Annotated in this window: 10 protein-coding genes; 7 read left to right on the top strand and 3 right to left on the bottom strand. The window is 70.0% G+C overall.

Going from position 1 to position 12048, the window contains the following annotated elements; translation table 11 throughout:
• Window positions 1–25 precede the first annotated feature (25 nt).
• From SK803_RS08755 to SK803_RS08785, 7 genes are all read left to right on the top strand, one after another.
• On the top strand, window positions 26–1183 hold the full coding sequence (locus SK803_RS08755) for a PucR family transcriptional regulator (RefSeq protein ID WP_319965312.1): 1158 nt from the start codon (window positions 26–28) through the stop codon (window positions 1181–1183).
• Between the two features lie 143 nt (window positions 1184–1326).
• Window positions 1327–1920, top strand: a complete 594-nt coding sequence (locus SK803_RS08760) for a DUF6801 domain-containing protein (RefSeq protein WP_319965313.1) — start codon at window positions 1327–1329, stop codon at window positions 1918–1920.
• Window positions 1921–1947: 27 nt separating this feature from the next.
• Window positions 1948–2838: a glutaminase gene (locus SK803_RS08765; RefSeq protein ID WP_319965314.1), complete on the top strand. Its 891-nt coding sequence runs from the start codon at window positions 1948–1950 to the stop codon at window positions 2836–2838.
• 38 nt (window positions 2839–2876) lie between these two features.
• The gene (locus SK803_RS08770; protein WP_319965315.1) at window positions 2877–4202 is read left to right on the top strand and encodes a M20/M25/M40 family metallo-hydrolase; all 1326 of its coding nucleotides are present in this window, start codon (window positions 2877–2879) and stop codon (window positions 4200–4202) included.
• A 10-nt stretch (window positions 4203–4212) separates the two neighbouring features.
• Window positions 4213–4998: an SDR family oxidoreductase gene (locus SK803_RS08775; protein WP_319965316.1), complete on the top strand. Its 786-nt coding sequence runs from the start codon at window positions 4213–4215 to the stop codon at window positions 4996–4998.
• Window positions 4999–5060: 62 nt separating this feature from the next.
• Window positions 5061–5894, top strand: coding sequence for an alpha/beta fold hydrolase (locus SK803_RS08780; protein WP_319965317.1), 834 nt, complete (start codon window positions 5061–5063; stop codon window positions 5892–5894).
• A 10-nt stretch (window positions 5895–5904) separates the two neighbouring features.
• Window positions 5905–7089, top strand: a complete 1185-nt coding sequence (locus SK803_RS08785; protein ID WP_319965318.1) for a hypothetical protein — start codon at window positions 5905–5907, stop codon at window positions 7087–7089.
• Here the strand turns inward: SK803_RS08785 and SK803_RS08790 are convergent.
• The 3 genes from SK803_RS08790 to SK803_RS08800 all read right to left on the bottom strand — a co-directional run bounded on the left by SK803_RS08790 (window position 6980) and on the right by SK803_RS08800 (window position 12026).
• The gene (locus SK803_RS08790) at window positions 6980–7441 is read right to left on the bottom strand and encodes a hypothetical protein (RefSeq protein WP_319965319.1); all 462 of its coding nucleotides are present in this window, start codon (window positions 7439–7441) and stop codon (window positions 6980–6982) included. The two genes, SK803_RS08785 and SK803_RS08790, sit on opposite strands and share 110 nt — an antisense overlap.
• Before the next feature lie 168 nt (window positions 7442–7609).
• A complete protein-coding gene (locus SK803_RS08795) occupies window positions 7610–11251 on the bottom strand; it encodes an nSTAND1 domain-containing NTPase (protein ID WP_319965320.1) in 3642 nt (1213 codons plus the stop codon).
• A gap of 46 nt (window positions 11252–11297) precedes the next feature.
• Window positions 11298–12026 (bottom strand): helix-turn-helix domain-containing protein, encoded by a 729-nt coding sequence (locus SK803_RS08800; protein ID WP_319965321.1) that lies wholly within the window; start codon window positions 12024–12026, stop codon window positions 11298–11300.
• Between the last annotated feature and the right edge of the window lie 22 nt (window positions 12027–12048).

Consider the following 12048-nt stretch of genomic DNA (forward strand, 5'->3'; position numbering starts at 1 on the left):
TCGTTTTTCTCCTACACTCGCGTGGATGACTCAGCTGGACGATCCCCGCAGATCGGTCCCGCGGGAGCTGGCGCCGTTGCTCCGAATGGAAGTGGCGCCGGTGGCGGTCAGCATTTTCGAGGCGATCGAGAAATCGATTCCGGAATACAGCCAGTTCAGGGACAACGTCGTCGATGGCATTCGACAGGCGTTGGTGAAGTTCGTCGACATGATCGCCGCGCCGGATTCCGAACCGGATCCGCACGACGACATCCACCGCAAGCTCGGCGCCTGGGAGTTCAAGTCCGGCCGCAGCCTGGACAGCCTGCAGGCGGCCTACCGGATCGGCGCGCGGGTCGCCTGGCGGCACGTCTGCGGGTTCGCTGAGCAGCGAGAACTGTCGCTGCGGCAGATGTCGGTGCTGGGCGAGGCGATGATCGCCCACGTCGACGAGCTGGTGAGCCTGTCGGTCGAGGGGTACGCGGCCGCGCAGGCGAGCGCGGCGGGCACGCTCGAACGCAAGCGGCGCAGGCTGATGGAACTGCTGGTCGGCGATCCGGCGAGCAACTGGCAGGCGGTGCTCGACGCGGCGCAGGCGGCGGCGTGGCCGATGCCGGACCGGCTCTCGGCGGTGGCTCTGGAGCCGTCCGCCGCGCCGGCCGACGACCTGCCGGCCGAGGTGCTGGTCAACTTCGAGGACGCGACGCCGTACCTGCTGGTGCCGAATCCGGCGGCTGTCTCGCGCTGGCTGCGCAGGGCGTTGCCCGGCTGGCGGGCCGCGGTAGGGCTGCCGGTGGCTCCCGCCGAGGCGCGCGGGTCGCTGGCCTGCGCTCGTCGCGTCCTAGCGCTGAGCAGGGAGAAGGTGCTGCCGGACCGCCCGGTTCTCGACTGTGCCGACCACCTCGTCGAACTGACCGTGCTCGCGGACGAGTTCCTGGCCCGGCAGCTGGCCGAACGGGCGCTCGCGCCGCTGGCCCCGCTGACCGACCGGCAGCGCACGAAACTCGCCGAGACGTTGCTGGTGTGGCTGTCGGCACGGGGCGGCGCGCCCGAGGTCGCCGCGCGGCTGCGAGTGCATCCGCAGACCGTGCGCTACCGGGTGAACCAATTGGACGAACTGTTCGGCGACCGAATGCACGACGCGGGAGAGCGGTTCACCCTGGAGCTGGCGCTGCGCGCGCACTATTTGTTGCAGCGCGACTGATAAATCGCACGAAGTCATTTCGTACGCGGGTGACAAAAGTGCGTTTTTTCTTGCACTGCGGAATCCGGGGTGGTTACTTTACTGGCGAGTAAAGCAACACCGCCTTCTTGCAGTTCAATGTCGTACTCAGGAGGTCCCTGCAGATGAAGACCGGATTTTTCACTCGCGCCGCCGCGGTCGTTCTGGTTGCCGGAGCGCTGAGCGTGGCGACGGCCGGCACCAGTTCCGCCGCGACCGCCTCGCTGGACATCACCTACGTGTGCGAGTTCTCGATCACGGGCGTGCACGACGTTCCCGCACTTGTCACGTCGCCGGACGTACCCGACTCCGCCACCGTCGGCGTGCCGACCGCGCCCGCGTCGCACACGGTGACCGCCACCGTGTCGGACGACATCAGGAACACCCTGTGGTGGATTGGAGGCCGCTCCGTCGACGGCACGCTGACCACCAACGTCGCGGTCGACAACGCCGGCACGGTGCAGAACCTGACGGCGACGTCGACGATCCCGAACACCGCGGTTCCCTCCTCGGGCACGTTCCAGGTCGTCGCGACGGGCACGCTGCCGTCGATGACGCTCGCCAACGCCGGCACGACCACGATCTCCCTCGGCAACGCGACCCTTTCGCTGACGCCGCGCTACGCGAACGGCGACCCGACGTGGATCGGCACCGTCAACTCGCCTTGCACGGTCAAGGCCGGTCAGGCCACCAAGTTCCACGAGTTCCAGGTGGCGTAGTGCCGGTCCCGTGATGGGATTGGCGGCATGGAGCTCCAGGATCTGGTCGACCGCATCGCCTCAGAAGTCACACCGGGTGGTGCCGTAGCCGACTACATCCCGGCGCTCGCCAGGATCGACCCGCACGCCTTCGGCCTCGCCGTCGCCACACTGGACGGCGAGGTCTTCGGCGCCGGGGACTACCGGACCCCGTTCTCGATCCAGAGCATCTCCAAGGCGTTCATGCTCGCCCTGGCGCTCTCCCAGGACGACGGCGTGTGGACGCGCGTGGGCCGTGAACCGTCCGGCTCTCCGTTCAACTCGCTGGTCCAGCTGGAGACCGAGCAGGGCATCCCGCGCAACCCGTTCATCAACGCGGGCGCGCTCGTCGTCACCGACCACCTCGGGCTCGGCGCCGCCGACCGGCTGCTGGACTTCCTGCGGCAGGAGAGCGGCAACTTCGCGCTCGACGTCGATCCCGAGGTCGCCAAGTCCGAGCTGGACCACTCCGACCGCAACCGCGCGCTCGCCCACTTCATGGGCTCGTACGGGAACATGCGCAACTCCGTCGACGTCGTGGTGCACGAGTACGTCCGGCAGTGCTCGATCGCGATGAGCTGCGCGGATCTTGCCAAAGCCACCTTGTTCCTCGCACGCCACGGTGTCCGCAACGACGGCACACGGTTGTTGGGCGTGAGCGGCGCCAAGCGGGTCAACGCCGTGATGCTCACCTGCGGCACCTATGACGCCGCCGGCCAGTTCGCCTACCGGGTCGGCCTGCCCGGCAAGAGCGGCGTCGGCGGCGGGATCATCGCCGTGGTTCCCGGAAAGTGCGCGATCTGCGTGTGGAGTCCAGCATTGGACGCGCGAGGGAACTCCGTCGCGGGAGTCGACGCGCTGGACCGTTTCACCACTCTCACGGGCTGGTCGGTGTTCTGACGGATTGGCCAAGAACTGACAGGTGGTAGGAAGACGGGGTGAGCACAACGGGGAACGCACTGGCACTGGCAGAAGACGAGGCCGTCACGCTGGTCAGCGAGCTGATCAGGATCGACACCACCAACACGGGTGATCCCGCGACGGTGGTGGGGGAGCGCGAAGCCGCCGAGTGGGTGGCCGAGAAGCTGTCCGAGGTCGGCTACGAGACCACCTACGTCGAGTCCGGGGCCAAGGGCCGCGGCAACGTGATCGCGCGCCTGGCCGGCGCGGATCCCAGTCGTGGGGCGCTTCTGGTGCACGGTCACCTCGACGTCGTGCCCGCGGACGCCTCGGAGTGGTCCGTGCACCCGTTCTCCGGTGCCGTGCAGGACGGTTACGTCTGGGGGCGCGGCGCTGTCGACATGAAGGACATGGTCGGCATGACGCTGGCCCTGGCGCGGCACTTCAAGCGCAACAACATCATGCCGCCGCGCGACATCGTCTTCGCGTTCCTCGCCGACGAGGAAGCGGGCGGGCTGTTCGGCGCGAAGTGGCTGGTGGAGAACCGGCCGGAGCTGTTCGAGGGCGTCACCGAGGCGATCAGCGAGGTCGGCGGGTTCTCGATCACGCTGAAGGACGACGTCCGCGCGTACCTGGTCGAGACCGCCGAGAAGGGCATCCGCTGGCTCAAGCTGCGGGTCAAGGGCACCGCCGGGCACGGCAGCATGATCCACCGCGACAACGCGGTCGCGAAGCTCGCCGCCGCCGTCACGAAGCTCGACCAGCACAAGTGGCCGTTGATCGTGCGTCCGTCGGTGCGGGAGTTCCTGGACGGGGTCAGCGAGATCACCGGCCTCGACTTCCCCGAGGACGACATCGAGGGCTCGATCGGCAAGCTCGGCGCGCTGTCGCGGATGATCGGCGCGACGCTGCGCGACACGGCGAACCCGACCATGTTGTCCGCCGGGTACAAGGCGAACGTGATCCCGTCGACCGCGGAGGCCACTGTGGACTGCCGGATCCTGCCGGGCCGCGAGGAGGCGTTCGACCGCGAGCTCGCCGAGCTGCTCGGCCCGGACGTCGAACGCGAGTGGGTCGGCCTGCCGCCGGTGGAGACGACGTTCGACGGCGCGCTGGTGGACGCGATGACGGCGTCGCTGATCGCCGAGGACCCCGGCGCCCGCGTGCTGCCGTACATGCTGTCCGGCGGCACGGACGCCAAGTCGTTCCAGCAGCTGGGCATCCGCAACTTCGGCTTCTCGCCGCTGAAGCTGCCCGCCGACCTCGACTTCTCCGGGCTCTTCCACGGCGTGGACGAGCGCGTGCCGGTGGAGGCGCTGAAGTTCGGCGTACGCGTTCTGGACCGTTTCCTGCGCAACAGCTGAGGAGAGTCTCGTGTCCACTGTGGACCTGACCGGTCAGGTAGCGCTCGTCACCGGTGGCGCGAGAGGAATCGGCGCGGCCGCGGTGCGCAGGCTCGCGAAGCTCGGGGCTCGGGTGGCGGTGCTCGACCTGAACGCGGCCGGTGCACAGCGGATCGCGTCCGCGGTGGGCGGGATCGCCATCACTGGTGACGTCGCCGACCCCGACACGATGCCCGCCGTCGTGGAGCAGGTGGAGAAGGTGTTCGGGCGGCTCGACGTCGTGCACCTGAACGCCGGGATCGGTGGCGGTCAGGCCGGGGTGGACGACGCGCTGGACGTCGCCCGGTACCGGAAGCTGGTCGGGGTCAACGTCGACCACGTGGTGTACGGGCTGTGCGCAGCGGTGCCGGCGTTGCGGCGGCAGGGTGGCGGGAAGATCGTGATCACCGCGTCGCTGGCGGGGCTGGCGGCCATGCCGGCGGATCCGTTGTACACGCTGACCAAGCACGCGGTGGTCGGGTACGCGCGGGCGGCGGGCAGGGCGTTGGCCGCCGACGGGATCGTGGTGGCCGCGCTGTGCCCGGGGTTCGTGGACACCTTGCTGCTCGGGGCGGCGAAGGAGGAGTTCGACTCGATGTCGTTCCCTCTGCTGACGCCCTCGGACATCGCCGACGCGCTGCAGTCGGTGCTGGCAGAAGGGGAGCCGGGGGAGGCCTGGATCATCCAGCCCGGCGGTCAGGCCTCGGCCTACGAGTTCCGCGGTGTGCCTGGGGTTGCCGGGCAGGTGCCACCCGATGTGGTGCTCGGCCGCGTTTAGATCGTGTCCTTTCGCCGTGTTGTCTCGTTAGGACGAACAGACGACACGGCGAAAGGAAACCCATGGTGCGGCTGGAGGACGGGACCGAGCTGAACGTGGTGCGCGCGGGCGACCCCGAGGCGCCGGTGACGGTCGTGCTGACACACGGCTACGCACTCGACCACCGGAGCTGGCACAAGGTCGCGGAGCTGCTCTCCACGGACTTCCAGGTCATCTCCTACGACCACCGCGGGCACGGCAAGTCCGGGCCGGCGACCAAGGAGACCGCGACGATCGACCAGCTCGGCGAGGACCTGGGGGAGTTGATCGAACGGGCCGTGCCGGCGGGTCAGGTCGTGGTGGTCGGGCATTCGATGGGTGGCATGGCGGCGCTGGCGATGGCCGAGCGCCGGCCGCGGCTGTTCCGGCAGCGGGTGCTGGGCAACGTGTTCGTGTCGACGGCGGCGAGCGGGATGAGCGAGACCTCGCTGGCGTGGCCGAAGGCGCTCGGGAAGCTCGTGCGGGAGCTGGAACGGGCGTTCGGGCCGATCGTGCGGGCGGTGCGGGAGAAGATCGAGCCGACCAAGACCGCGGGGCTGCGGTGGTGGTTGTTCGGCGATCAGCCCGACGACCAGGACGTGGAGCTGACCGCGGACATGGTGTGGGGGCACTGGCCGGAGACGGTCGCGCTGTTCCGGCCCGCGGTGGACCGGTACGACCGCGAGGCCGGGCTGACCGTGGCCAAGGAGAAGGCCGTCGTCGCCGTGGTCGGGGACGAGGACCGGCTGGTGCCGGAGACGGACGCTGTGAGGTTCGGCGGAACTTCGGTCGTTCTGGCCGATGCCGGACATATGCTCCCCTTGGAACGGCCGACTGAGCTCGCGAACCTGATCCGCGAGGTGGCCGCCAAGGCATAGCTGGGGGCTGGTGCTGAAGTACCTGGAGCCGCGGACGGACGTGCCCGCGAAGGACGACTGGTCGACGAGACTGAGTCTGCGGGACGATGGCGTCGGCACCGAGCACCGCGTCGTCGCGTTCCTCGCCGTGGTGACGTTCGCCGCCTGCTTCTTCGTGCCGTCGTCGGCCGCGAACACCGTCGCGATGGTCGTGCTGGGCTGGATCCTGCTGCTCTACCTGGTCGCGCCCCTCGTCGGCGTGGCCGGGGCCCGTGCGCTGCGGCGTGGCCTGCTGGACGAGCCGTGGCGGCGCGTGCCCGCCACCGTCGCGGAGAAGCCGGAGAACGACCCGTGCGACCGCGTGCTGCTCGACGGGCTGGTGCTCAAAGGCTCGTTCCACGACCTGCCGGACATGATCCTCGACCGGCAGGAGGTCTTCGTCTGTGGCCCGGACGCGGACGGGCGGGCGATGATCCGGGCCGCTGGGTCCGCGGACATGCGTCCCGCCGAGGTCGACGAGGGGGAGTACCCGCCTGCGGCACGGGTGGACCGCGCGCTCGGCCGTCCCCAGGACGATCCCGCGCTCCGGGAGGCGGCGCGGCTCGTCAGGGTGCTCATCCCCGGAATGCTGGGGCTGCTGACGGTCAGCCTCGTGATCGCCGGCGTGCTGGTCGCGCTGAGCGTCTCGCCGGTCGTGCCGACCGGGCTGATGGCCGCCGGCCTGCTGGTGCTGCCGACGGTGCTCGACCTGCCCGCCGGGATCGGGGCGGCCCGCCGGGCGCGCGTCGCCGCGAACGCCGTGCTGCACTCGGAGCAGTGGGTTCCGGCACCGATCACGCTGTTCCCCTGGCGGCGAGGTCACCACCTCGCCGGGATCGCCGACCTGCCGGACGGGCCCGCGTTGGTGCGCTTCCCGAACCCGGACGTGGACGTGACCGCGAACGTGGTCGACACCGGCGTCGTGTGGATCGCGGGCAGGCACGGCGACCTGATCGCGGTGGGTGTGCCGTGGACGAACTCGCTGGCGCACGCGGTCGTGTCACCGCGTCGGGCCGGCCAGCAGGCCGACCCGACGTCGTGGTTCCGGCGGTGGCGCCAGAAGGACCTCAGCGACCTGCCGGGCTCGACCGGCGTCTTCCCGGCGGGCGGCCGAAGAGCCGCACGTGCTCGTCGACCAGCCAGTCCTTCAGCGGCGCCCACTCCGGATGGTGGTTGAGCACCAGCAGGCGGTGCATCCACCAGTTCGGGTCGTCGTGACGGGGGAACGCCGCCAGCCACGCGGCGCGCCCGTCGGCCGACAGGCCCCACAGGTGGGCCAGCTGACCCTGGGCGTCGGTGTCGAGCTGGGCGGTGATCCGCCCTCCCGCGGTGTGCCATTCCGCGCGTAATTCGCGCAGCACGGCCATTGCGCGTTCGTCGCCTTCCTCAGCCGAGACGACAACTGTGTGCAGACCCTGCGCCGCGGCTTCGGCGAGCAGGGCACGGGTGGACGTTTCGTCGTGCGGCAGTGCGCTGTGCGCGACCCCGACTTCGTGCGGCACGAGCTCCATGACAACGAATCTGATCACATCTGCAACCAGTTCGGTGTATTTTATTGTTTCAGTGTTGACTGAAGTAAGCCGTTCCCCGGTTGCTCGTCCCAGTTGCACGAACGTTGTTGTACGACGCCCGGACGTCGACACCGCACAACGTTTTCGCACTACAAATGGGGCCGAGAGGGATGGTGAGGGTGTTGTTCAGCAAAGAGGCCTCGGGTCGACGCCGGGGAAGTAGTGCTCCCAGTGCCGAGTGGACAGGTGCGCCGTCGTAGTAGCGCACACGCGGGCCGCGGTCGCCTCGACGTCGATGTCCCAGATGCGGACCGTCCGGTCCGTTCCCGTGGTCGCGAGGGTGCGGTTGTCCGGCGCGAAGGCCACGCCCCACACCCGTTCCGTGTGACCGTGCAGCACTGCCCGCACCTGGGGGTTGCGGGGATCGCGCACGTCCCACACGCGAACGGCGTCGTCGGTCGTCCCGGCGGCGATGTGGGTGCCGTCGGGGGAGAAGACGAGGCGTTGCAGCGGTCCGCCGTCGTTCGGCAGGGAGCCGAGCTTGCGCGGCTGTGCGGGATCACTGATGTCGTACAGCGCGCCGCTGCTGCCCATGTTCGCGAACGCCATGACGGTGCCGTGGATGACGACGGTCATGACCTCCTCCCGCCCGGCCTGCCCGCCGCGGCGGATGGGGTCGGGGTTGTCGTCGGTGCGCAGCGCCGGGTGGGCGCGCGGCTTGGCCGGATCGCTGACGTCCCACAGCTGGAGCTCGCGGCTGCCGTTGGCGACGACGAGCGTGCGGTCGTCCTGGGAGAACTCGATCTGCCACACGGTGTCGGCCTTGCGGACGGCGAAGCTGCCCGTCTGCACCGGGCGGGCGGGGTCGGTGACGTTCCACAGCCCGATCAGGCCGTTGTCCTCGGAGACGGCGAGCGTCCTGCCGTCGTGGCTGAAGGTCGCGGCGACGAGCGGTGACGTTCCGGTGATCGCCCTGCTGAGCTCGCGGGGCTCGGCGGGGTCGCGGACGTCCCACAGGACGCTCGCGGAGTAGGTCGAGGCGAACAGGAGGTTTCCGTCGGGGCTGATGTCGACGGTGGCCGCCTCGTCGCCGGGGGTGAGCTTCGGCAGGGTGGAGATCTCCTGGGCGTGCCGGTCCTCCGGCCGCCACAGCTTGACGGTGCCGTCGGAGGAGGCGGTGGCGAAGAACTTGCCGCCCGTGTCGTAGTCGAGCTTCCACGTCGTCCAGTTGTGGCGCGGGTAGTTGAGGTTGGCGACGTCGAGCACGCGGACCTCGGCGTCGGTGGTGGCGGTGACCATCTGCCGGGAGTCGGGGCTGAACGCGACGGACCAGACGGAGTCGGTGTGGCCGGCCAGCCCCGCGGCCAGCCGGATCGACCGCGGGTCGGTGATGTCCCAGAGCCGGGTGCTCTTGTCGCCGCCGCCGGTGGCGAGGAACCTGCCATCGGGGGAGAAGGCGACCGCGTGGACCGAGGAGTCGTGCCCGCTGGCCGTGCCGAGCAGTGCGGGGTTGCGCGGGTCCTTGACGTCCCACAGCCGCACGCCCTCGTTCTCGGCGCCGGTGGCGAGCATGCCGCCGTCTGGGGAGAACGCGACGGCGTCCGAGGAGAAGTTGGTGGGGGAGAGGACGATCGTGGCGAGGTGGTCGCCGGTCGCGAGGTCCCAGATCTTGGCGGTGCCGTCCCAGGACGAGGACGCGATGGTGGTGCCGGCCCGGTTGAGCGCGACGGCGTGCACGAGCTTGTCGTGGGCCTGGATGGTTCGCACGAGGGTGGCGGGGCCGGAGATGTTCCAGATCCGGATGGTCTTGTCCTCGCCGCTGCTGACGAGGGTGCGGCCGTCCGGGGTGAACTGGACCGCCTGGACCTGGCCGTTGTGGCCGGTGATGCGGGCCTTCTCGACGGGTTTGCGCGGGTCCGTGAGGTCGTAGAGGCGGATGAGGCCGTCCCAGCCGGCGGTGGCGAGGGTGCGGCTGTCCGGGCTGAACGCCATGCCGTGGATGGCGTCGTCACCGGCGGGCACGCGGCCGAGTTCGGCCGGGTGGTAGCGGTCGGAGAAGTCCCAGATGATCAGCATCTTGTCGTCGGCGGCCGTGGCCATGAGCTTGCCGTCGGGGCTGAACAGCGCGAACGAGGTGGCGTCCGCGTGCCCCCTGGCCACGGTGACCTGGGGTTTGGTGAACGTGCTGAGCAGGCTGTCGCGGGCGGCCGGCAGTCCGGTCAGGCGGTAGGCGGCCAGCCGCAGCTGGCTGGCGAGGCCGGGATCGCGGTCCTGCAGGCCGTTGGCCTCGGCGATGGCCTTCTGTGCGAGCGCGTTGGTGCGCTGCTCGGTGGTCTGCCGTTGCGCGCGTACGGCGAACACGGTCGCGGTGGTGGCCACGAGCAGCAGTACGGCGAGCAATGCGACCACGCGACGCAGGTTGGTGGTGCGGTGCTTCTCGGTGGCGAGTTCGTGTTCGGCGGCGGCCTTGCTGGCGTCGAGGAACGCCTGCTCCTGGGCGTTGAGGGCGCCGGGTTCGCGGTTGGCCCAGTCGGTGGCCTGGGTGAGCGGGACGCCCCGGTAGACCGAGCCGGGGTCGCGGTCGTGCGCCTCCCAGTACGCGGCGGCCGCGGTGAGGCGGCGGTGCACGCGCAGGTCGTCGCGCGCTTCGGCGAGCCAGTCCTTGAGGCGGGGCCAGCTGCGGATGACGGCTTCGTGGCTGATCTCGACGCTGTCGTCGTCGACGGTGAGGATGCGGGCGTTCGCGAGGTGTTCGACGACCTCGTCCGCCGCGAGTTCGGACCGCTTGACGCGGCGTTTGGTGTCCTCTGTGGTCTGCCCGGGGGTGACCAGGCGGAGGAACACTTGGCGTGCTTGGGTTTGCTGGTGTTCGTCGAGGCCGGTGTAGGCGTTCTCGGCGGTGGTGGCGATGGCGCGGGCGATGCCGCCGCTCTCGTGGTAGCTGGTGAGCGTGAGGGTGTTGCCGCGCTTGCGGTGCCACGTCTCGAGCAGTGCGTGGCTGACGTGGGGGAGTACGCCCGGTTCGCCGGTGGCGTCCGCGATGAGCCGCGCGACGAGTCCGGTCTCGAGTGCGCAGCCGACCTCGACCGCGGGCTGGGTGATGGCCCTGCGCAGTTCGTCGGTGGTCATCGGGCCGACCAGGACCTGCGCGTCCTCGACGGCGTCGACGAGGTCGGGGTAGCGGGCGCAGTGACCGTAGAAGTCGGCGCGCATGCCGATGACGGTCTTGTGGGCGCGCTGCGTCAGGTCCGCGATGAACTCGTCGCGGTGGGGAAGCTGGAAGATCTCTTCGAACTGGTCGATGACCAGCAGTTTCTCGGTCCGGGGGAGAGTGCCGTGGGTGCTCGGGGTGATCAGCTCGCCGTCGTTGCGGGCGAGCAGGCCGGCCCGCAGCAGCGAGGACTTGCCTGAGCCGGACGCGCCGACGACGAGCACGGTGTCGTGGTGTTCCAGCTTGCCCAGCAGCTTGCCGACGAGGCGTTCCCGGCCGAAGAAGCGGTCGGCGTCCTGTTCGGTGAACGCCTTGAGGCCGACGTAGGGGGAGTCCGGGGCGGGTTGGTCCGCGTCCTGCTGGCCGATCTCGCGCCAGCGTCGTTCCCAGGTCTCCTCGTCGCCACCGCAGGACCGGACGAACGCGAGGGTGACGGCCAGGCTCGGGAGTCGCTGGCCGCGGGCGGCGTCGGCGAGGGTGCTGGCGGAGTAGTGGCTGAGCCTGCCGAGTTCGCGGTAGCCGGGGGAGCCGGCCTTCTCGCGGAGCTTGCGCAGGTCGAAGGCGAACTGTTCGACAGGCCCGGCGAACGGGTCGAGCGGTCGTTCCGGGCGAGGCATGACGGCGATTCTTCCATCCGGTCTTGGCTCGTCATGCTCTATAGCTTCAGTGTTGACTGAAGTAGGCCATCAAACGGTGTTCGGCTTCTCCTGCCAGGTGCAGCGTCTCGAACACGAGGAGGTGAGGGCCCCAGCGCTCGGTGCCGGTGGTGGGAGGGAGCGAGGCGGCGGAGTTGTACCGGTCGGTGAAGGCGGTGCCGGCGGTGATGGACAGTTCGAACGCGAGTGCCGCCGCGGCGTGGTCGCCGAGGTCCGCGGCTGCCCGGAGTGCGGCGGCGCGGTCGTTCGCGATCTGGTCCCAGTCGGGGTAGTGGGCCTTGGCGTCCTGGCTGAAGGCGAAGCGAACGAGGTTGGGTTCGTCGTCGAGGCCCGAGATCTCGCGGAACCGCTCGGTGCACGCCAGGACGTCGCCCGCGGGACTGAGCACGCAGGCGGCGTTCGGTTCGAGTGCTTCCAGTGTCATGAGGACGGTCGGCCGCAGCTGTGGGGGACCGGGTGGCGCGCAGGTGCTGTCCGCCTTGATCAGGCGGTACAGGTGGACGCGTTCGTGGGTGGTCAGCGCGAGCGCGTCGGCGAGGGAGGCGAGGACCTGGCCGGAGGGGGAGCGGTCGGTGCCGCGTTCGAGGCGGGTCAGGTACTCGACGCTGATGCCCGCGCGATCGGCGAGTTCGCCGCGCCGGAGTCCCGGGGTGCGGCGGCGCTGTGCTGCGGTGTCCGGTGGGGTGGTGGCTTCGCGGCGGGCGCGCACGAACCGGCCCAGTGCGTTGTCGGCCATGACCGCCGAGTTTAGAGGGGCC

The sequence above is a fragment of the Lentzea miocenica genome (genome assembly GCF_033949945.1).
GTDB lineage: Bacteria > Actinomycetota > Actinomycetes > Mycobacteriales > Pseudonocardiaceae > Lentzea > Lentzea miocenica.